This window comes from Wolbachia endosymbiont (group A) of Anomoia purmunda (assembly GCF_947251545.1).
Lineage (GTDB): Bacteria > Pseudomonadota > Alphaproteobacteria > Rickettsiales > Anaplasmataceae > Wolbachia.
Genome location: NZ_OX366362.1, coordinates 314385 through 336756, shown reverse-complemented (window position 1 = coordinate 336756; position 22372 = coordinate 314385). Strand labels below are relative to the sequence as shown.

11 protein-coding genes and 4 pseudogenes are annotated in these 22372 nt (G+C 35.8%); 6 read left to right on the top strand and 9 right to left on the bottom strand.

Features of this window, described 5'->3' with window-relative positions; genetic code table 11:
- Nucleotides 1–14: 14 nt before the first annotated feature.
- The 3 genes from OPR57_RS01675 to OPR57_RS01665 are packed head-to-tail and all read right to left on the bottom strand — an operon-like array spanning nucleotide 15 to nucleotide 5268.
- Nucleotides 15–2564, bottom strand: coding sequence for a TrbL/VirB6 family protein (locus OPR57_RS01675; RefSeq protein WP_265036955.1), 2550 nt, complete (start codon nucleotides 2562–2564; stop codon nucleotides 15–17).
- The gene (locus OPR57_RS01670; RefSeq protein WP_265036952.1) at nucleotides 2557–4962 is read right to left on the bottom strand and encodes a VirB4 family type IV secretion/conjugal transfer ATPase; all 2406 of its coding nucleotides are present in this window, start codon (nucleotides 4960–4962) and stop codon (nucleotides 2557–2559) included. The genes OPR57_RS01675 and OPR57_RS01670 overlap by 8 nt, the downstream gene beginning before the upstream one ends.
- A gap of 9 nt (nucleotides 4963–4971) precedes the next feature.
- Nucleotides 4972–5268, bottom strand: coding sequence for a type IV secretion system protein VirB3 (locus OPR57_RS01665; RefSeq protein ID WP_007548615.1), 297 nt, complete (start codon nucleotides 5266–5268; stop codon nucleotides 4972–4974).
- 100 nt (nucleotides 5269–5368) lie between these two features.
- Here OPR57_RS01665 and lysS point away from each other — a divergent pair, with 100 nt between their 5' ends.
- The 4 genes and pseudogenes from lysS to OPR57_RS01645 form a co-directional block, all read left to right on the top strand.
- Nucleotides 5369–7072, top strand: coding sequence for a lysine--tRNA ligase (lysS, locus tag OPR57_RS07745; RefSeq protein ID WP_265036950.1), 1704 nt, complete (start codon nucleotides 5369–5371; stop codon nucleotides 7070–7072).
- Between the two features lie 195 nt (nucleotides 7073–7267).
- A pseudogene (gene tnpC, locus OPR57_RS01655) lies at nucleotides 7268–8630 on the top strand (IS66 family transposase).
- 630 nt (nucleotides 8631–9260) lie between these two features.
- A complete protein-coding gene (gene uvrB / locus OPR57_RS01650) occupies nucleotides 9261–11174 on the top strand; it encodes an excinuclease ABC subunit UvrB (protein ID WP_265036948.1) in 1914 nt (637 codons plus the stop codon).
- 324 nt (nucleotides 11175–11498) lie between these two features.
- Nucleotides 11499–11653: pseudogene (locus tag OPR57_RS01645) on the top strand (IS4-like element ISWosp8 family transposase); the annotation flags it as partial.
- A 17-nt stretch (nucleotides 11654–11670) separates the two neighbouring features.
- Here OPR57_RS01645 and OPR57_RS01640 read toward each other — a convergent pair.
- Nucleotides 11671–12482, bottom strand: a pseudogene (locus OPR57_RS01640) (IS5 family transposase).
- Nucleotides 12483–12542: 60 nt separating this feature from the next.
- On the opposite strand from OPR57_RS01640, the pseudogene OPR57_RS01635 reads away from it, so the two are divergent.
- Nucleotides 12543–12745: pseudogene (locus tag OPR57_RS01635) on the top strand (transposase); the annotation flags it as partial.
- Here OPR57_RS01635 and OPR57_RS01630 read toward each other — a convergent pair.
- On the bottom strand, nucleotides 12738–14303 hold the full coding sequence (locus OPR57_RS01630) for a hypothetical protein (protein ID WP_265036946.1): 1566 nt from the start codon (nucleotides 14301–14303) through the stop codon (nucleotides 12738–12740). The pseudogene OPR57_RS01635 and the gene OPR57_RS01630 overlap by 8 nt on opposite strands.
- Nucleotides 14304–14573: 270 nt before the next feature.
- Here OPR57_RS01630 and virB9 point away from each other — a divergent pair, with 270 nt between their 5' ends.
- A complete protein-coding gene (gene virB9 / locus OPR57_RS01625; RefSeq protein ID WP_265036944.1) occupies nucleotides 14574–15359 on the top strand; it encodes a P-type conjugative transfer protein VirB9 in 786 nt (261 codons plus the stop codon).
- 14 nt (nucleotides 15360–15373) lie between these two features.
- On the opposite strand, the gene OPR57_RS01620 is transcribed toward virB9, so the two are convergent.
- The 4 genes from OPR57_RS01620 to OPR57_RS01605 form a co-directional block, all read right to left on the bottom strand.
- Nucleotides 15374–15970, bottom strand: coding sequence for a ribonuclease HII (locus tag OPR57_RS01620; RefSeq protein WP_010082329.1), 597 nt, complete (start codon nucleotides 15968–15970; stop codon nucleotides 15374–15376).
- Nucleotides 15971–15976: 6 nt separating this feature from the next.
- A complete protein-coding gene (gene mraY / locus OPR57_RS01615; RefSeq protein WP_265036942.1) occupies nucleotides 15977–16957 on the bottom strand; it encodes a phospho-N-acetylmuramoyl-pentapeptide-transferase in 981 nt (326 codons plus the stop codon).
- Nucleotides 16958–17063: 106 nt separating this feature from the next.
- Nucleotides 17064–18398 (bottom strand): hypothetical protein, encoded by a 1335-nt coding sequence (locus tag OPR57_RS01610; RefSeq protein WP_265036940.1) that lies wholly within the window; start codon nucleotides 18396–18398, stop codon nucleotides 17064–17066.
- Nucleotides 18399–18402: 4 nt separating this feature from the next.
- Entirely contained in the window at nucleotides 18403–22209 is a 3807-nt protein-coding gene (locus OPR57_RS01605; protein WP_265036938.1) for a hypothetical protein, read from the bottom strand.
- Between the last annotated feature and the right edge of the window lie 163 nt (nucleotides 22210–22372).

The window sequence follows — 22372 nt, the reverse complement described above, 5'->3', positions numbered from 1 at the left end:
GCATCACCGCCACCTTATTTAATAGCTTCGCTGGAACCTTTACCACTATCTCCACCTCCTCCACCAGCACCACCTCTTGCCTTCTTGACAGCCGCAGCAGCAACTCCAGCAACGCCCCCAGCAGCAGCTTTGGCAGCAGATAAAGCTTTGCCCACCATTTGTCCAGGTGTCTGACCTGAGCCAAGTGCTGCTCTATGGTTACCAGCAAGTTCAGCAGCCATGTTAGGAAGAATGTTTAAAAAGTGGTAAAAGAGGAATAACACTAGACACAATTTTAATAACTCTCCGATGAGAGAGCTGCCAAATTCCATGTATGTAAAATCAAATAGACCAAGTATAGTGCTCTTTTTAAAGCTGTAGTTTTGCATCATACAAGCTAGAGTAGTTTCATTGTTATTACATTCCCCATCTTTCAATTTAAACCACTGTTTTTTCTTACTAGCTGAGGGTTCTGCTTGGTTATTTTCATATGACTTATCCGGTTCAAAATTTAAATTTTTATAATAGATTTTATCACATGCTATAAACATAAAAGACAAAAACGCAAAAAGGATAACCGGGTATAAGCTATAGGTGATCAATTCTCTTACCCAGCCGTCAAAATATCCTTTGGTGTGTTGGAATAAAACCATAGGAATGAACAAAGGTGATAAAATGATGATTACACTCAAAGCAACTAAAGATAAAATAAATACATAGCACAGCCACAAAATAACCATCATCAGCAAAATGGCCATAAATATAGCAACAAGAGCTATTAAAATCTGTCCACCAGCAAAAATAATACCAATCACCGAACCTGCAACTAATAAGACAGGAGCAGCACCAAGCAAGACTGCTAACGTTGCAACACCTCCAGTACCAATTTTGCCACCAATTCCATCTAAAGGGGCACCTAAATAAAATAAAATTCTACAATCAAGCCTATCCCAAGGTGCAAGATAACTGTAAGATACCCTCTTTTCTGCACGAGTATATTCATAATCTGTACCTGCGTTATAATTACATATGCCTTTACTTTCAGATGATGCTTTTAGCACTATCTCTGACAAACCATTTGAGAGACGAGTTAATTCTCCATAATAATGAGACATGGTACTACCTGTTGTGAAGTAAATCACTAAAGCGAATTTTATGATCAACATGTACATTTCTTGAGGCCTCTGAACTCCACCAGACATGGCTTTTATAGAGAACAATACTAAAGCTAGAATCAAAACAGCAGTTACAGTGTTTTTCAGCCTTTTCTGTGCTACAGATAAGAAACTGCCCTTGTTATGTCCATTTTTATCCTTAAGTGGACTGCCACTTGAATCAATACCTGCAACTAAATTATCTAACGATTCCTTAATGCATTGCACTATCATAGAAGTTACGGGAATAGGAGCTAATGATTTACTCCCTGCCTGGTTATAACAAGCTTCAGAGACATACGAGCTAAAACAGCCAGCATTATTATAACCTACAAAAATTTTTCCTTCTTTCTCCTTTCTTCTTATAATAGTTTTATAGTCATCATTACTAATAGGAGCTTTTTCCTCTTCCTCTTTCTCTCCTGTACCATCTTTATTTTTGAATATCATCACAGATTTTTCACACATAGGAGCAAGTGGGTCAGGTGGCAATTCTGTGCATCCCATATCAACTCCTTGCGGCCAAGGAGTCATTTCAATACCAAGCATGCTAACACTGGCTAACTCCACACATAATCTGCCCTTTTTTCTCACTGCTTTGAATGTAGCTCCATGTATGGGTTCGCTCTGTCCTGCTTTGAGAACTTTACATTTCAGCTCACCATCAACCTTCGGGGACCATGATCCATCTACATATCCTGTGTCTTTTTCCCTAACATCAAAGTCTATGTATCCAGATTTCTCTCTGGAATCAAAGTCTTCCTTTTTAAAAAGGTTGCCAAACGTTAAAGGATTGCGATGACATACTTCTATATATTCACTGTATTGCACACCGTTTTTTGGCCAGTAATAACTCTCCGTACTCTCCTGAACGTTAGAATTTAAGGCTTCTTTTTCTGCTCTTTTCCCGTCATAATCTTTTTTGTTCACTTTTTCCCGAGCTTTATCTTGCAAACAAGAAAAATAATCATCTTCTGTTTGGTAATTTTTATTGGTGCAGCCACTATAATCTGTATCTTTTAATTCAAAGTTTTTATATTTTCCATCATGATCACGTGCAACTGGGTGTTTAACAAAACTATGTTCACAAACAACAAGCCCCCCTATGGCTTTCCAGACTCCAACGATTGCATATATCATTCCAGCAATAACAAGAACAGTAAACAAACCAGCAGAAGAGACGATCAAAACAATACCAGTAAATATTGCACCAACAGCAATCACTATTCCAGCAAGTGCTGCAGCTGTTTTAAACGCTCCACAATCAGGGTTAGAGGCACGGCTAAAGCTGCCAGTAGAATTAAATCTACTAACAAATTCCGTCTTGTCAGTACCACTTACTCCATCTGCAAGCACTGGATATGAGAGTAAGAAATCTATATTTAGTAAAAATATCGCAATTAATAGCAATGACAGCTTAGTCTTAAACATTTTTTACCTTCTGATAAAATATAGGCAACCATACTTTTGGGTTGTCCCCAACTTCATTTAATATATCGTGTAACAATAGAACACTTTCTGCACGTCCGGATAATACGTTGATTATATCATCTAGGTCTTTTAAGTCTATCCTAGCTACTACAGCATTAACTCCCTGTTTCACCAAAAAGAATCTAGTACTTGGATCTGTGTGCTTAATTAATATATATTCACGTTCAGTTAACATAAAAACATCCCGATAGACACTAGTAGCTTTCAGATTTGGTAAAAAAATCTGTGTCGCTGTTTGTTGTACAAGCGTATCGCTAATAGTACTTTTACTTGCATCCTCAACACTCTGAGTAGCAAAAATCACAAAAGCATTTAGTTTTCTCAGTACCTTCAACCAGTCTTTTATCTTGGGTGCAAAAACTGGATTATCTATTAACGCCCATGCCTCATCAAGAACGATAATAGATGGAGTGCCATCAAGAGATATACTAATTCTATGGAATAGATAAATCAATACTGGCCCAAGAGCAACAGGATCTTTTAGCAAGCTAGCCATCTCAAAACCAAATACTCTTGCTCGTGAAAAATCTAGCAAATTTTCTTTATTGTCAAATATTGCAGCATGAGAACCATTATCATGCCACATAGATATTGCCCCAGCTAGAGTATCAGGACCTGCAAGCCCTAAAAACGGTACGAGGTTTCTCAAGAATCTGTCTTCTTTTCTTAATTTAAAATTTCCTTCAATTGCATCATTAATTCGTGCAATATCTTCTGAAGTAAATTTATCATTATATACCGAAATTAAAGACTTTATCCACTCCATTAAAAATGTTCTATTATCAGAGGTGTCATCAAGTTGTAAAGGATTAAAATTTGTTTTAGTTCTTGGTTCTATTACAGTATAGATACCACCAAGTGCTCTTAAGAAAATCTCTGCACCGCGATCTTTATCAAAAAAGAATATCCTTGGAGAAAACTTCATCGCTTGGGCACACAAGAAATTCATTAAAACAGTTTTACCAGCACCAGTTGAGCCAATTATCATAGTGTGTCCAACATCCCTTATATGAAAGTTGAAAAAAAATGGAGTACCAGATGTCGTGTCAAAAACTGTAACGGCATCTCCCCAATGGTTATTGAATTTATTACCAGTAGGATAATTATGTTGAGATGCAAATCCAGCCAAATTAAGACTACTTATTGTAGCTTTTCTCACTATATAATCGAAATTACCAGGAATTTGCGCCCAAAATGCTGGTTCAAGGTTAACTCTCTCACGTATAGGGTAAACACCGCAATTAGAAAGCTCTGATTCTACCAACGACAGAGCGTTATCCAATGATTTAGGACTTTTTTCTATACATAAAATAGTCAGGTGATGTTGACCAAACGCAATCTTACCACTCATTGCGTCATCAAGCGCTTGAGAAATTTCTGCTATTTGAGAAATAGCTTTATCTGCAGACTGTATCATTCGATTTTGCTGTATCTGCATTTTTCCAATCGCCATTTGCCTGTTTATAAATTGAAAAGATTGCGTAATTATAAACTCGTAAGGAAGTTGTAAAAACGAATCAAGCATTCCTGCAGAAGTATGATTTCCATATTCTTTGATACTAATTATTCCAGCATATTTACTCTCATTATGAGTCACAACCTGTATCATCTTACGGCCAAAGAATAACCTATGTACTGGTAAGTACCTTGATATTTCAGTTCTTAGCGGAAAAAGCGTATTTGTAACGAAGCCACAATTTACGATTCTAGATAGAAACTCCATTATTTCGCAGAACAAACCATCTGGAGTTTCTTTTACTCCAAGAATTTTAGGCGAATAATTTCTAAGGCTTGTCACTACACGATTTGTCGTTTCCTCTAAATCTTCATACGTGGCACGTATATCACTTTCCCAAGCATGTTTTGAAGTTACATGTCCGAATTTTTTTAGTAGATGTGACAAAAATTCTACTCCTTTTGTGTCCGCTCTACGGATAATCGTAATGTATAGGTCATTAATAAATGATTGCCTTGTTGCGTGTTTTTCTCTCCATTTTAGATTTACGTGATTAGCGAAAAAATTCGGCAAACCTTGACTTGCAAATTCATCAGAAAAAATATTTTTCTTACGTCTGATAGTATGAAAATACAAACTAAATGCCGGAGATGAAATGCTTCTTAGCATCTGATTCCTGATGTTGTTCTGTATGACTAAATCCTCGTCATCGGCGGTTTCAAATGCAAAACCACTTAATTTTATAACCTTAACCAACCAATTTTCTTTTGTCATCAAGGTTGTGCTATTCCAATAGCAAGAATAAGGAATAAATTCAGCAGCGTGAACTTCCCTGTTCAGAGTAGATTTATTCTTTGATTGAATAGCCCTAAACCTCAGCATCACACAACGTTAAGCAATATCATAAGAATTGGCTCCATGGTAAAAACGATTTAAACATTTCGAGCACTTTCCCAATTTTACCATAAATAATTCAATAAACAACGGTTCTTTTGCAGAAGCTATATAACCAAGTCCATGTATACCTGGTAACATTAAGAGAATCACTCTTAAATCATTTGAATTAATGAAAATTAGCATGCAAATCAGGACGTTTAATATTGCAAACATATAACTCACACCAAAGAGCATTGCAGGTCTTGTAAGACCTTTAAATAATTGATCTGTTTGTATACTACCTGTGGACATATCTTTAACCTTCTAATAATAACTAATACTATATCATTATATTAAAAATCCATTGAAACTAGTAGCACTTTAAGTTAAGATACATTATTTAATCCCGATAATGACAAGTTGGCCATTTCAAGAAGCAGAAAAAATATTGCAAGAGTTTCCTAATAAAAAAGAAATAATATTTGAAACTGGTTATGGACCCTCTGGTTTACCCCACATAGGAACCTTTGGAGAGGTTTTCCGCACTACAGTTATTGTAAATGCATTAAAAAAAATAGCTCCTGGTATAAAAACCAAAATCATTGCAGTTTCAGATGATATGGATGGTTTGCGAAAAATACCAGATAATGTGCCAAATCAAGAGATGCTAAGAGAGCACTTAAATAAACCATTGACTATGATACCTGATCCATTTGGCACTCATCAGAGTTATGGCCATCATATGAATTCATTGTTGTGTAAATTTCTTGATATGTTTGAATTTGAATACGAGTTCAGGAGTGCAACAGAGTGTTATAAATCTGGCGTTTACGATGAAAAACTTTTACTCTTGCTGAAAAATTATGATAAAGTGATGGACGTAATGCTTCCATCATTTCGGGAAGAAAGACAGCAGACTTATAGTCCATTCTTGCCAATATGCCCAAAAACTTCTCAAGTTTTACAAGTTCCAGTAATTGAAACAAATACAGATAAAGGAACAATCACATATGAAGACCCAAACGGGGAAAAAATAGAAATTCCGGTGACAAAAGGAAAATGTAAACTGCAGTGGAAACCTGATTGGGGAATGAGGTGGGCCGCATTTGGAGTAAATTACGAAGCTCACGGAAAAGATTTAACTCCATCTGCTGTGCTTTCAAGTCAAATATGTGAAATACTTGGAGAAAAGCCACCACTTCTGTTTTGCTACGAGCTTTTCCTTGATAAAGAAGGAAAGAAAATATCAAAATCAAAAGGAAATGGCATTTCAATTGAAGAGTGGTTAACTTACGCACCAACAGAGAGCTTAGCATTGTACATTTTTCAGAGTCCTAAAAAAGCTAAACGTTTATATTTTGATGTGATACCAAAATCAACTGATGAGTATCTAGAGTTTGTTAAGCGTTATAATGAGAATAAAGAAAAGGATACAGACAGTAGACTTACTGCAGAATCGCCTATAATTTCAGAACCATTTGTTACCTCAGAGGCTTCTGTTATCCCAGACCCCTCTACTGTCATCCGAGTAGCGGACACTGGGATCCAGAAAGAAAAAATATGGATTCCAGTGTCAAGCACTGGAATGACACCTAACGAGGAGTCTAACCCTGCTTGGCACATTCACCAGGGCAAAGTTCCAAATATAGAAACTTCAGGTATAAATTTCTCACTACTTTTAAACCTAGCAGCAGTTTGTAATGCTGAAAACAAAGAGATCCTATGGGGTTTTATATCCTCTTATGCACCGAACGTTACACCAGAAAATAATAAAATGCTTGATAGACTTTCAGACTTTGCAGTAAAGTATTACCACGATTTTATCAAGCCAACAAAATCATATAAAACTCCAAATGCAAAAGAGAAAGAAGCGTTACTAGATTTGAAGGACACTTTACATTCTCTATCTATAACTGCTACTGCTGAAGAAATTCAATCTCAGGTATTTTCTATTGGAAAAAAATATGATTACACTAACTTACGTGACTGGTTTCAGCTATTATATGAAACGTTACTTGGCCAAAAAACCGGTCCAAGAATGGGATCTTTCATAAAGCTTTATGGAATGAATAATACGATTTCTCTCATAGAAAGCGCTACTAAATGTATACTTTAGAGTTTACCTTCTTTCATTTGAGCTCTTTAGTTTTAATAAGAATTCTTTGACACCCTTCGCCAGCCCCCTTATCATGATAAGGGGGCTGGCGAAGGGTGTCAAGCAAGTTTTTGTATCCGTTCAGCGGAGCGGTAAAATAAAAAGTAGACAAGGAGTGCTAAAAACATAATATCACAAGTAGTATGTGTGGTAAATATGTCTGATCTACTAGCTAGTCTTCTCAAGCTCTGTGAAAGCTTTAAAATAGAGATAGAGCAACTAAAAGCAGAGATAAAGAGGTTAGAGATAGAAAACGAAAATTTTAGATCTGAGAATAAGGCGCTAAGAATCGAAAATGCTGAATTGAAAGAAAGACTAGGTCTGAATTCACAAAATTCATCGATACCGAGCTCAAAAGAGTTATACAAGCTAAAGAAGAAAAAGAAAAAAAGTGACAGGAAAATAGGGGCACAGATTGGGCATGAAGGAAAGTATCGCCCTAAAATGGAAGCAGATGAAGTGGTGAAAATAGAGTTCTTGCGAGTGCGGAGGAGAAATTGCGATATCGAAAGAGCCATACATTCATCAAAAAGTTGATTTGCCAGCTTATGTTGTGGAATACCAATGGCCGCTGTTGCAAGTGTGGAAAAAGAAAAAATAGCAGGCTACCAGAAGGTGTTACTGCGGATACATTTGGTCCAAAAGTTAAGTCAATAATCGCAGCGCTGAGCGGATTTTACAAGAACTCGAAAAGAGAAGTAGCAAAAAAATATTTTCAACCTGGACATCAGTGTTGGTAGCGTGTCAAATAGCGAGGCTATAGTTGCAGAAAAATGCCAAGAAGCGTATGAGCAAATCGAGCAAGAAGTAAGTAAAAGTGAAGTTCTGCATATCGATGAAACGAGCCATTATAACAAAGGTAAACTTGGTTGGTGTTTGCCAGTAATACAGCAAGTTTTGTAAAATTGACAGAATCAAGGGGAATGAAAGTTTTAAAAAATAGTGTATGCTGCAATCGCAATAGCTTGGTAGTAACTGATAGGTATGCAGCATACAACTATTTTGCCGATAAAAACAGGCAAATCTGTTGGGCACATTTATCAAGAGATTTTGAAAGATTAGCGCATAGTTGGAATATTGAAGTTAAAGTTCTCGGCTGTTACTTAAGAAATGTAACTACTGAATTATTTGCACTAAAAAAAGCTTTACTAAAAAATGAGATAGACGTTTTAAGATTTGCCAAACGTGCAAGAAAATTGCGAAAACGTACAAGGTATTATTTGAAGGAAATATCTCGCTTACCTGAAGCAATTGGAGCTTCTCGAGTTGCAAAAATATTTTGAAATCTGAAAGAATGATGTGGAAATTTTTAGATGACCCAGAAAATATTCCGCTGACAAATAACCACGCTGAACGGCAAATTCGGCATTATGTCGTTTACCGTAAAAACTCATATTTTACACAATCGAAGCGGGGAAATGCATTCCTTGAACGGATAATTTCGTTATACTTAACATGGAAACAAATGGGTCTCAATCTTTTCCAAAACCTCTTATCTATCGTCTCTCACACCACTTAGCTGAACGGATACATAAATATCAAGAAATTTACCAAATAAAAAAAAAGGCAAAAGAAGCCGCGTAGTTGGCTAGTTACTTACATTATACTTTCAAGTATGGCGTTTTTTTATTTTAAACGCTTAATAACCGCGATTCAGCTACTTTTAAGCCGCAACTAATCTAAATTATAAACGTTAAGAAATTTACCAAGTAAAAAAAAGGCAAAGAAACCCTAGGGTAGCTAGTATTGAAATTCTCCCTCGTCTATTTGACGTCTTTTACTGTCTTAAACGCTTTATAAGCGCGTTTCGGCTTGTATAGCTAGAAACCTAAAAGTTTTATAAAGACATGAGATGCACATAGTGCAAAAAATTAAGCATGATTTACGCCAAATACATTAAGTTTTTTTATCATTAATCCACTGCAGAGATTGCGAAGATAAATAAATAGCTTCAGTTTCATGATAGGGGGGCTGGCGAAGGGTGTCAAGCAAGTTTTTTCGTTTCTATTCCCAATAAAAGTGTGTTATATGGTTATGCAAGAAGTCTATTGTTGGTTAATGTTTTATGGCTTTACGATAGCTATACAACTTATCTTAAAAGCAATATAGTGTTTACTATACAATGAATCAAAGATAGTAAGTAAAGTCTATGGAATTTCAAATCGCTACACATTTTCAACCGGCTGGGGATCAACCACAAGCAATCGATAGCTTAATTGCAGGGCTAAATAGCAATAAAAGAGATCAGCTTTTGCTTGGAGTTACTGGTTCTGGGAAAACTTTTACTATGGCAAATGTTATTGCAAGGACAAACAGGCCTGCATTAATTATGGCACACAATAAAACTTTAGCAGCACAGCTTTATGAGGAAATGAAAGGATTGTTTCCCCATAATGCTGTTGAATACTTCATTTCTTATTATGATTATTATCAACCTGAAGCCTATTTACCACAAACTGATACTTATATCGAAAAAGATTCTGCAATCAACGAAAGAATTGAGATGCTGCGTTATTCCACCATCTGCTCCCTTTTGGAGCGCAGGGATACGATCGTAGTTGCCAGTGTTTCCTGCATATACGGTCTTGGTTCGCCTGAGAGCTATCGCAGCATGATCATACCGCTTAGTGTTGGAAATAAAATTCGTATTAATGATTTCCTGAGCAACTTAACTGATCTCCAATACAAGCGCTCTGATGCCAGGTTTGAGAGAGGATATTTCAGAGTGCGCGGCGATATTATTGATATATTTCCTTCCCATTATGAAAATAAAGCTTGGCGTTTATCGTTATTTGGCGATGAAATAGAAGAAATTTCTGAAGTTGATGCTATAACGGGCAATGTTACCAAAGGCGTAAATAAAATCACCATTTTTCCAAATAGCTATTACATAACCCCGCGTGAGGCTTTGTTGCAGGCAATTGAACTAGTCAAAAAAGAGCTACATGAACGCTTGGATTATTACTACTCGCAAAACAAGATTGTTGAAGCAAAGCGCCTCGAGCAACGCACTAATTTTGATATCGAAATGATCAGAACAACAGGAATATGTAAAGGTATTGAAAATTATTCGCGTTATCTCTATGGAATGGAAGCTGGGGATCCACCGCCTACTTTGTTTGAATATTTACCTAAAGACGTAATTTTATTTGTTGATGAGAGTCATGTAACTGTTCCCCAAGTAGGTGCAATGTATAGTGGCAATGAAGCACGTAAAAAGAAATTGATTGATTATGGTTTTAGGCTCCCTTCCGCTTTTGATAATCGTCCATTAAAATTTGAAGAATGGGAGGGAGTTAGGCCGCAGACTATTTACATTTCAGCCACTCCCGGAAAGTATGAGTTGGCAAAGACCAATAATGTATTTATAGAGCAAGTTATCCGTCCAACAGGGCTTACAGACCCAATCTGCATTGTGAAACCAATAGAGAGTCAAATTGATGATGTAATTCACGAGGCACAAGTGACAATAGGGAAGGGATTTTGTGTTTTAGTCACTACATTGACGAAAAAAATGGCTGAAAATTTAGCTGAATATATGAGTGAATTTAATATGAGAGTGAGTTATTTGCATTCTGATATTGCTGCGCTGGAGAGAATAGAAATTATATATAAATTAAGATCTAAAGAAATCGATGTTTTAGTAGGTGTTAACTTGCTGAGGGAAGGTCTTGATATTCCAGAGTGTGGGTTGGTTGCAATTTTGGATGCTGATAAAGAAGGATTTTTGCGATCGGAAACTTCATTAATTCAAACGATCGGTCGTGCTGCACGTAATGCTGAAGGTAGAGCAATTTTGTATGCAGATAAAATCACTGGTTCTCTGGATCGTGCATTAAGAGAGACCGAAAGAAGAAGAAAAAAACAAGAAGAACATAATATATTGCACAATATTGTCCCAAAGACTATAATAAAACCTATATCAAACACCTTACAAGAGAGGGCAATAGCAGAACCGAAAGTAAATACTAATAAGGATGATTTAAGAAAGCAAATGATAGAGCATGCTAAAAATTTAGAGTTTGAAGAAGCAGCAAGAATAAAAAAATTATTGCAAGGTTAAATAACACATGATGTAATGTGCATAGTATAAAAATGTAAATAATTTTATCGACATCTTTGTACTAATACTTCTTAAATATTTAGTGCTGTAAAATTCAATTATTAACGAAGGGAATAAAAATGGTGGAAAACTTTCCAATTAGCAAAGAAAATTCGTATCCGTTCAGCCAATGGCGTCAACTTAAGGAAAAATATCAGCGATAGTGTATAAAATTTCTCTCTGAAATTTTTACCATTAAATTACCCAAAAGCTGCAATAAACAGCACTTTTGTTTCTGTGTTATTTCAACAAAGAAGTCTAAAATGTGTCCTTTTTAGGTGAAACATGCAAAAAGGAAAAAACCTTATTCTACAAATTAAAAATATAATATACTCGAAAACTTTTCAGAGAATCCATTGTGTTGAGTTTCACACGAACAAGCTTTTACGACAGTATTTTCTATGATTTTAAAGTTAATTAAGAAAAGTTTAGGAATAGAATAGACTTCTTTCAAAATTCATGTAGGGAGCTCAAAATTGTGAATTGCAGCAATCAAATTAAACCTTAAACCAAAACGTTTTCGTCGGTTTCTATACCTGTCCGAGATGATTTTAAACCTTTTCAATTACGTTTTCAACAATTGCCCTTTGGCTCATAAGTGCCCTGTTCTCTTTTTTTTGTTCTTTGCTTAACGGATTCTTTTTCGTTTTCCTGTGCGGTAATACAACATTTTTGTGTATCTTCTGCATTCCCCTGTAGCCGGCATCAGCTAAGATTTTAGTTTGCGGCAATACTGCTACCTTTGATTCTCTAAACATCCGTGTTTTCTACCATTCGAGAAAGATGTGCATATGACTTTTCTACTCTTCTTCTCTGTTACTATTTGTGTTTTTATAGTATGCCTTTTTTTCTTTCCAGAGTAGAAGGGCTTTTGCTTTTTTTTGGTCTCTCTACTGGCGTTTCAGTTCCGTCTATTACTAAAACTTCATATTCTACATCACTCTTTAATAGCTCTTTTTTTCCTGGTAATGCAAAATCTGGATGTTTTATTAATATGTCTTCTACCCATCTTATTATTTTAAAACTGTTACTTTCACTCATGCCATAGCTTTGCCCAATATGAAAATATGTACGATATTCTCTTATATATTCCAGTGCCATAAGTAGCCTGTCTTCTATGCAAAGTTTACTTTTTCTTCCACTTCTAGCTTTTTTTCTTTTATCCTCCACTTCTAGAATTTCTACCATTCGCTCAAATGTTGCTTTTTTTACCCCTGTTAAACGTCGAAACTTTTCTCCTTCTAACTTTTCTATTTCCTTATATTTCATGCTTTCAAATACTTCATCTTACACTCCCTCTAACAATTTTGAAAGAAGTCTAATGTTGTATTACCGCACAGGAAAACGAAAAAGAATCCGTTAAGCAAAGAACAAAAAAGAGAACAGGGCACTTATGAGCCAAAGGGCAATTGTTGAAAACGTAATTGAAAAGGTTTAAAATCATCTCGGACAGGTATAGAAACCGACGAAAACGTTTTGGTTTAAGGTTTAATTTGATTGCTGCAATTCACAATTTTGAGCTCCCTACATGAATTTTGAAAGAAGTCTAATGTTGCTATTGCAGCTATTTAGCGCATAAACATAAAGACAAATACTTGTCACTATTCCAATAAGCATGCATGTTCCTGTTACTACTGCAGCTACAGTAAAAGCTGTACCCACAGTTCCACTTGTAAATATTGCTGCTATTAACGTTGGAACAAATAGACAGAATGAAGGTTTAACCACGTAACTATAAGTCTTTTCAACTTTATCTAAGCTTTTCAATGCTCCAGCAAGATTTCTTGCCATTCCAACTTGGGTTTCTAACCTTTGCTTAAAGTAACTACTCAAATTAGTACTTGGAGAGTTGTTAAGAACAGTTTGAAGCAAAAAATGCACTTCTTGACTTTTAAACTCCCTATCTATACACTTAAAATTTCTCCTATGGAGTCCAGATTCATCCATATACCTAAGCTCAAATTTCATGTTGGAATTCAATATATGATTTAGACTACTTGTCTTTTTATCTATTAAAGCTTCAAATTTCTCTTTGTTTTTATCATAGTAGTCAATAAACCTACCTAGCTCTTTTGATAGCTTTCCTAGATCTATTTTTATGCCATAGCTTCTCAGTTGGAGCAGAAAAAAACAAAAGTTTTGTAAATAATTTTTGGCATCACTAAAACTTAGATAAAATGACCTACCATGATCAATTTTTGCCCAGAGTTTTTCTTTTACTTTCTCACCTTTTGCATTCTCATATTCTTTTTCTATTACACCAAAATTTTCTGATTGTGCAATATCAACTTCCCCGAGTAATATTTGAGCAGCCAGTATTTTCTCAAACCCTGATGCATCTTGATAATTTTCACCTTTTTCCTTTAGGTCCATTAATGTTGTAAATTTATCCAAGAATTTTGATCTCAGATAAAGTTTATCTTGCTTTTTCTCTTGCTCAATGTGCTCTTTAAATTGATCCTTATGCATTTCATCTCTTTTGAATCTTTTTTCTGGCAAATCGTTGTTTGTGACTAACTCAACAATTGGAGCCCTATCATGTAAAAGCAGCTTATACAGATCACCAGCAGTATACTCCCTAATAAAATCAGCAACATTCAGGTCATCGTAACAGATATCTCTTTCTGCTTGTTGCCAGTATGGATCAATACGATCATCTATTTGACTATCCTTTAAATTAGAGTTCTGTAGCTTTATAACTTTTCTCGTCCCCCTATAATAAGATTCCTTGAACTGTTCTAACTTAGACTGTTTTTCCTTTTCCGTAAGCGTGTGATTTAAAATAGATTTAATCATGAAAGTCGCTTTATCATCTTTATACTGATGCTCTGCTTGAAATCCCGAACTACAACCTACTTCTTTCTTCCCTACTTCCCTGAACTCGCTAAGAGGTTGCAGTGTTCTATCATGGAAATGTTTTTCCAGGATTTCTATACTTTTCCCTTTATTTGTCTTAGATTTTTCTTCTGCTGTTTTTAACTCTTTCTTTTCCTTGTTAATAGAACCTTCCACAAACTTATTCCATTGTACCTGGTTAAACTTACCCAATTCTTCCAGTTCATTTTGACTTCCTTCTATTGGACCTGACATAATTTCCTCACACAAAATATAATTAAAAAAGTTTTAATATAAATATTAAATACTTGTTAATAATACTAACATGTTCAACATCATATGTCAAATTTCTAATCTGCCACTCTGCAGTGGTGGCAAGCCAAATAGCTTCCTTTTTTTCATTCAGTATCATGAAGCCCGCGCTTTCTGTCGCTTGCTAACCTATAATTGGGGGTTATAGTATAGCTTAACAGTTGCAGTACATGTCTATCAATGATAAAATGAAGATTAATTTATTTTGATATTATGATTGGTTTACTGTTTGCCGTACTGTTGTTCCTCTGTGGTAGTGATGCACTTGCAAAACAGGAGCCACGTTCAATAGCTGGAGATAATCACATAAAGGTGATAAATTATAACCCACAGGCTATACATAAGTATACGGGTTTTTATGGTTATCAGTCCAGTATATTGTTTGAACCAGGGGAGGTAATACAAAACCTTTCAATGGGTGATTCAACTGGTTGGCAACTCCTTCCTCAAGGTAACAGATTGTTTATTAAGCCTATAGATGATATTGCCGATACTAACGCAACTATAATTACCAATAAAAGAGTTTATTACTTTGAGCTTCATGCTGAAGAAGCAACCGGACTAGATGATCCAAGATTAGCATATGAAGTAAGGTTTCTTTATCCACTATTTAGCAGTGATGAGATTTACACAACAAATAACGGTGATGTCCTCGAACAAGCTAGTCATACCATTATTCCTGATATAAACGACATTGAAATTGTAAAGAAGGGCTTAAATTTTAATTATTCCATCTCGCACGTTAAAGGCAGTCAGTCAATAATACCAATCAAGGTTTTTGATGATGGAAAATTTACATATCTACAATTCAATAAAATAAACTCTGATTTCCCGGCAGTTTTTATGGTTGATTCTGCAGGATATGAGTCTTTAGTAAATTTCCGTACAGTTGACAACTACCTGATAATCGAAAGGGTGAGTTCAGTGTTTACCTTAAGGAATGGATCAAGTACAGTTTGCCTATTTAATGAAAACATGCCTTTCAAAAAAGGTAAGTGATTACTATCTAAAGGCTATAATGCCCGAGATATGGGTGCAAAATTTTTTCTATGATGTTCTGTAATTCCATAAAGGCCAATAGCATTAAGGTGCTCTTTTGTCCCATATCCTTTATTTTTATACCAATTATATTCAGGATGCTTATTGTGCAATTCTTGCATAAGCCGATCTCTCGTAACTTTTGCAACGATTGAAGCTGCTGCAATTGATGTACTCAAATTATCACCATTTACTATTGATTTCACTTGCCATTTCACTTCAGGTGGTTGATTACCATCAACTAGCACATAATCTAACTCTAGGTCCAAGTCTATTAACGCACGTTTCATTGAAAGTTTTGTTGCTTGCAAGATATTGTATGAATTTATTTCTTCTACGCTTGCCATTCCTATACCAAATTTTGCAACGGATGTTATTTTTTCATATAGGACTTGCCTACATTGAGGAGTCAACTTTTTCGAGTCGTTGATTCCATCAATAATTGTATTTCTATCAATAAACACTACGGCTGCGGATATTACTGGACCAGCTAGCGGACCTCTTCCAACTTCATCCACTCCTGCTATCACTCCTGATAATTTATTTTCTAATGTAAAGTCTGGGTATTTCATAGGTTTTTATAATAAGAAAGTTATAGTAAAAACTGAACAGATAATAGAAATTATCCAAAATTTCATAACGATTGCATTTTCTGACCATCCCTTCTTTTCAAAGTGATGATGTATTGGTGCCATAAGAAAAACTCTTTTTCCTTTTCCATATTTAAACTTTGTATATTTAAAATATGATATCTGAATAATAACAGATAGAGTCTCTATTACAAAGATTATTCCAATAACGGCAAAAAGCATTTCTCTTTTAATTAGGACGCTAGTTAACCCTAAAGCTGCACCTACCGACAAGCTACCAACATCACCCATAAATATTTTTGCTGGATGTGTGTTAAACCACAAGAAACTTAGAATAGCTCCTATAAATGCAATGCAGAATAAAGTAATATTCATATCTGCTTGAGTTATGTATGCAATTAGCCCCAAAAAAGCAAAGGAAGTGATGACTTGAGTTGCAGCAAGGCCATCCAAACCATCTGTGAGATTCACAGCATTAGAAGAGCCGACAATTACAAACGCAGCAAACGGAACATATAGATAGCCAAAATCGATTATTACTCCTTTAAATAGGAACGTTTTTGTAAAACCTTCAGCAGAGTATAGCTTAAGTATAAACACACCAACCAGAGCAACAATAAACTGAATAAGTATTTTGGTTTTTGCACTTAAACCTCGATAGTGATTTGTCTTCAATTTTAAATAATCATCAATAAATCCAAGTAGAGCAAAAAATAGAGTTATCAATATCAGCAGCAAAATTTCTGGTGTTAACTGAGCCCAGAGTAAAATTGGTAATAAAGAAGAAATCAGTATTATTATTCCGCCCATAGGTGGTACATTCTTTTTTGTTATTAAATGACTTTCTGGTCCACATGATCTAATTGGTTGCCCATTTTTGCTTATTTTTTTTAGAAGCTTTATAAAATAGGGAAAAAGAATAAACCCAAAAACAAATGAGGTAAAAAATATTTTTGCAGCTAAGATCATCTAAATTGACTAAGTATCATACCACCTATAGCTAATAAAGCCAACTTCTGTCATCCTATAGCCTATCCCTCTTTCGCTTCATTCTCCCTTAACTTGGTGCGCATAACTACAATAATTCTGGAATAGTATGAAGAACTATATTGTCATCTTTTGCAAAATAAAATTCGCTATTTTCATCTGTCCATGTATATACTTTTTTTGGACTAATCTCAGAAGAATCATAAGTATCATATTCCGTTTTTTTATGATAATCGCAATAGTAAAACTTATTATCTTTGTCAAAATAACCAAATTCATCAATTAATGTAGCCATTTTTCTACCTTTTTTACCACTTATGAATTCGAACACGGCAACTGAATAGTGACCTGGAGAGCCTGGTTCAGGAGATTCTTCTGTAATAAAAAACGATGGCCGGTGGCTAAATAATTCCCAAAGATTCGGATTACATTCTTTTTTCGCACAATTTAAACTGATGAATTTATATTCGTCTGAAACGTTCGAATACTGAGGATCGTATTTTTTGTATTCAAAGAATTCATTACCTAAAAAATTACAAAACGTTAATTTATAATCATCATTATTAAATTTAATAGCTTTTAAATAGTGAAAATCTCTTGGGATAACTACCTTCTCTTGTGTAACATGATTACGCATAATCAATTGATCATCGAGCATGTAGTAACCTATTTTTGGTAAAGTAGCTATGGGCTTATCATTCAAAGCAATATTTGCTTCATAGATATCAGGCGATAATTCTTCCCCTTTTTGCAAAGTGAATTTCTGCTTTTCGTTGTTAGTCTCGGTTAAATTGCCTATTATTGTTGATACATCACTTATTGTTAATACATCACATGTATTTTGTTTATATTGATACTGATAGCAGTTATCTTTATCATATATTGAAACACAAGCTCCATCCTTATCTGATATATAGATATTGTCATCTTTTATTGTAAAATAAAGTCCACCTTTTTCCTCTTTAATCTTGTTGAGTACTGGATCATTTTCATCATAAAAATTAATAAAGTTTAGTACTCCAGTTAACGTAGTTCCGTCATCGTTCATAAACGATAACCCAACACCAAAATGTGAAATAGTATCTGTTATGTTCTGCAACGTAACAGATATTTCTTCTGTTTGAAGACTTTGTATGATCTTACCTTTATTTTCACCTATAATGTCCTCTTGTTCTATAATAAGGTTCTGTTCTTTGTTACCTTTTTTTACTTTCAGAGGCGAGTTTCCCTTACATAAAACTATTTCATCACCCTGCCTCTGTAACTTTACATCACTAATAGTATCACCCAACTCAGCCGTACCAATGTGTGAATGGATAGTATACTTGTTGTTATTAATCTCTAATCTGTAATATGCAGTAGGAAGTTTAATCAGCTTCTTATAGAACAGATCTTTATTATCTATTCTAAATGTATTTCCCATACTATTACCTTAAACAATTAACAGCCTTCAGATCAATCGCCTTGAAACTACTTGGAGGAGTAACATCGCTCATAAAACTCCTTGGCTGCTCGTTATCTGTTGCTGTTTTCTCAATATTAACAAACCCCCTTTGTTGCTCATTGTTTTCTAATGTTCTTTCCATACGGTCTTTAAAAATAGCCAAAAATTTATCAGTTTGTTTGTAGTTTGGACAAGCCTCTTTTACAGATGAGTACAGAATCTTTGGTATTTTTGAATACTGACCTTTATTTATGTATTCGAATATAGCTGATTGTACTGATACAGAATTAAAACTTAAGTTTTTTAATGATATGCCAGATTTAACCGCTGCATATTTTAGTGCTCCCTCAAACTCTGTTATAATAGATGCATAGCAATTTAGCTCTTCTAGCGAAAATGTAGGCTGGTTTGTTGTAGAAATATACTTTTGACCTGTAATTTTCCTTATAAATACATCTAACAATAAAAGTGTACCGTTTATATCAACATCTTGAGTTGTCACAGCTTTAGAAGGTTGAGAGCTATCATAACCTATAGCAGGTTTGAAAGAAGAAGAGATGAATTGATAAGCACCTTGAGCAGCATCAATCATAGTATTAGCAAAAACATTTATCCACGAAGATGACCTACTTGCTCCACTTGTCACTGGTTGATTGTTTAAACTTTTAGCTTCCCTCTTCTTTCTAGATACAGGACAGATTTGGTCTGCAGGGTTTGTCTTACAAAATATATCTTTTACTTGACCATAAAGAGCTTCAGCATTTTTTGTTGATATAGATGCGTTCCTTGCGAACCCTTTGGCAGCGTTGCTTAAAGTTTCAGCTTTCTTTGTTAAATTCATCACTTCAGTGTGCAGTTTTGTAACCTTACCTTCAGCGTCTTGAGCTTTTTGAGCAGAGCTTTCAGAAGCACTTTTAGCATCTTCTGCTGCCTTTTTAGCATTCTGAATTTCAATTTTTGTTTGATTCATCTTGCGCAAAAACTGATCAGCCTCTGCAGCACCCATTCCATCCATTCCTGGCAGTCCAACATCACCTCTTTCCCCCTTTGGACCCAGAATTCCAGGCATTCCTGGTAATCCATTTGCTCCTGGTGCTCCAATTTCACCCTTATCCCCTTTAGGACCCAACAGACCTTGAGGACCAGGCATTCCTGGCAATCCAACATCACCTTTTTCCCCTTTTGATCCATTCACACCTGGCATCCCAGTATTTCCTCGCTCGCCTTTTATCCCATCTATTCCCGGCGTTCCATTTTCCCCCTCATCTCCCTTTGAACCTTGCAAACCAACTTCACCTTTGAGCCCAGAAGTTCCTGGTAATCCAACTTCACCTTTATCTCCTTTTATTCCAGGTATTCCTGGTAATCCACCCATTCCTGGCAATCCAACATTACCTTGTTCACCCTTCAAGCCTTGAAGACCAAGATCACCTTTTTGTCCTTGTATACCTTGTGTGCCATTGGAACCCCTTGGACCTTGATCACCTTTCTCCCCTTGTGTACCCTTCAAACCTTGAGGACCAAGATCACCTTTTTGTCCTTGTACACCTTGTGTACCATTGAAGCCCATAGGACCTTGTATTCCTTGAGCACCTTTTTCTCCTTGCAAACCTTGAGCACCTGGAAGACCTTGTGTACCATTAAAGCCCATAGGACCTTGTATTCCTTGAGCACCTTTTTCTCCTTGCAAACCTTGAGCACCTGGAAGACCTTGCGTGCCATTCAAGCCTTGTGGACCGATTTCTCCTTTTAGTCCAGCCGTACCCGGCGCTCCAATTTCACCTTTAGGACCTACCGGACCTGTATCTCCTTTATTACCTAGAGCACCTGGGTGACCTGGTTGGCCCCTTTTACCTTCTGAGCCCCTTTCACCTTTCTGTCCTTGATTACCTATAGAACCTTTGGGGCCTTGATCGCCAATACTTCCTTTCTCTCCTGGATGACCTCGCAAACCAGGAGGTCCTGATTGACCTGGTTGGCCTGTTGAACCTCGAGGACCAGCACCCGGCTCACCTTTATTACCCTTTTCCCCAGCATTTCCTTTCAATCCATCAACTCCTTTTACACCCATATCTCCTTGATCACCTTTTATTCCCTGCAAGCCTTTTTCGCCTGGAAGACCTTGCGTACCATTAACGCCTTTCGGACCTACAGGACCATGAGGACCAATTTCACCTTTTATACCTTGATCACCTTTTATTCCTGGTTGTCCATCTAACCCTGGTCGTCCTGGTGCACTGGACTCACCTTTTAGACCTTTATCCCCCTGCAGACCATCTTTTCCTTTTAACCCTTGCTCACCTTTTTCACCTGGAGAACCTGGAACACCACCTAGACCTGGAAGACCTTGCTCACCTTTTGGACCTACTGGACCTTGAAGACCAACTTCTCCTTTTAACCCTTGCTCACCTTTTTCACCCTTTATACTTTTTCTAAAATTTTCATCATTTGCAATGCCCTTCGGCATGTCTTGAATAATAAACTCCTCAAGTGTTTTACCTTTTAATTCAGTTATAGGCGTACCAAATAGCACTTGTCTGAATCTTTCTTGTTCACTTGATAATAAAATAGCTGCCACATCCTTGGGCTTTGCATCGCTTCCCGGCTTGCCCTGCTCACCTTTTATACCTGGAGGACCTCCCCAACCTCTAAAATCTATATCTCCTTTATCACCCTTTGGACCTTTATCACCTGGCTCACCTTTACGGCCTGGAAAACCATGAAGACCATCATCACCTTGAAGACCTTTATCACCTGGCTCACCTTTACGGCCTGGAAAACCATGAAAACCATCATCACCTTGAAGACCTTTATCACCTGGCTCACCCTTTGGTCCAGGAATTTTTTCTTTTCGCTGTAAATCCTCAATCACATCCTCTAAACGTTTAACTCTTTCTTCTAAATCTATAAGTTCTCCAAGTTTCATATCAACCTCCAAAAAGTTACCAAAATTTTCTAAGTTATAATAATAAGGATATAAATCTGAGTTATGGCTGTAGTTATATCCTACAAAATCAGGTTTTAAACCATAAAAATTCTTACATTTGCTATTTTCGTCTGATATACAACCAACGTAATTGCTGCCTAACTTTTTTGCTGCGAAATAGCTATTTTTCACATCCAATCTCTCTATTTCATGAAAAGGAAATAATTTGAAATTATCATCTCTCCGATCGAATATTGGAACAACATTATTCAACATACCAACCTTACTACCAGCGGAGTTATGTATTTCAATGCTCTTATAAAATTTGTATTTATATTGCGATTCTTTAAAAACATTGTCTCCAATTCGTATATCAAGTCTATTGCCAATAAGACTCATATTTTTACTACTTATTACATCTTTTGGATCTATTAAAACCCTACTACTTTCAAGAGATTTAAACGCTATAGAACATGTGTCATAATCATATACACGAACGTGTGTACCATTTGTGCTGGACTGAGATATACGATCAATAGTATCTATACAAGTATCATTGCCATTGTAGTAATAATAGTAAGGTTCACCTGAATCAGTAACTAAAGCTAACTTGTAATCATTTTCCACTCTTTCTAGCTTTAATTGTAGCTCTCTATGTAAAACATTTAGTACCTTCTCTACATGATGGCCCGAGTCAATTACAATAAAATCCCGATAAGTAGGCTCATCAATAATGACATAAGATGTAGTAGGCAGACTAACTGTTGTTTCGCTATTTACTCTTACTTTAGTAGTTATCACATAACGAGGTGCGTTACTACAGTCTTTACCTGGGGCATCCCCCGCTTCTAATTCAAAACGCATTTTTACCCTTCTTTAGTAACCTATACTCTGGATATAGTTAATTTACAAATACTAATTATTGATTAATAATGGTGATATGTAAATATAGTTATAAAATAATTGTTACACTTGAATTTCTTTCTGGTTTCTATTGTTATCAAAACATTTAAAACACTTTAAGAAA

Bases quoted from the DNA above. Each gene is read 5' to 3' on its own strand.
- OPR57_RS01630 (WP_265036946.1), bottom strand. From the start codon at position 14,303: ATGTCAGGTCCAATAGAAGGAAGTCAAAATGAACTGGAAGAATTGGGT.
- OPR57_RS01605 (WP_265036938.1), bottom strand. From the start codon at position 22,209: ATGCGTTTTGAATTAGAAGCGGGGGATGCCCCAGGTAAAGACTGTAGT.
- OPR57_RS01670 (WP_265036952.1), bottom strand. From the start codon at position 4,962: ATGCTGAGGTTTAGGGCTATTCAATCAAAGAATAAATCTACTCTGAAC.
- OPR57_RS01610 (WP_265036940.1), bottom strand. From the start codon at position 18,398: ATGGGAAATACATTTAGAATAGATAATAAAGATCTGTTCTATAAGAAG.
- OPR57_RS01665 (WP_007548615.1), bottom strand. From the start codon at position 5,268: ATGTCCACAGGTAGTATACAAACAGATCAATTATTTAAAGGTCTTACA.
- lysS (WP_265036950.1), top strand. From the start codon at position 5,369: ATGACAAGTTGGCCATTTCAAGAAGCAGAAAAAATATTGCAAGAGTTT.
- mraY (WP_265036942.1), bottom strand. From the start codon at position 16,957: ATGATCTTAGCTGCAAAAATATTTTTTACCTCATTTGTTTTTGGGTTT.
- OPR57_RS01620 (WP_010082329.1), bottom strand. From the start codon at position 15,970: ATGAAATACCCAGACTTTACATTAGAAAATAAATTATCAGGAGTGATA.
- virB9 (WP_265036944.1), top strand. From the start codon at position 14,574: ATGATTGGTTTACTGTTTGCCGTACTGTTGTTCCTCTGTGGTAGTGAT.
- OPR57_RS01675 (WP_265036955.1), bottom strand. From the start codon at position 2,564: ATGTTTAAGACTAAGCTGTCATTGCTATTAATTGCGATATTTTTACTA.
- uvrB (WP_265036948.1), top strand. From the start codon at position 9,261: ATGGAATTTCAAATCGCTACACATTTTCAACCGGCTGGGGATCAACCA.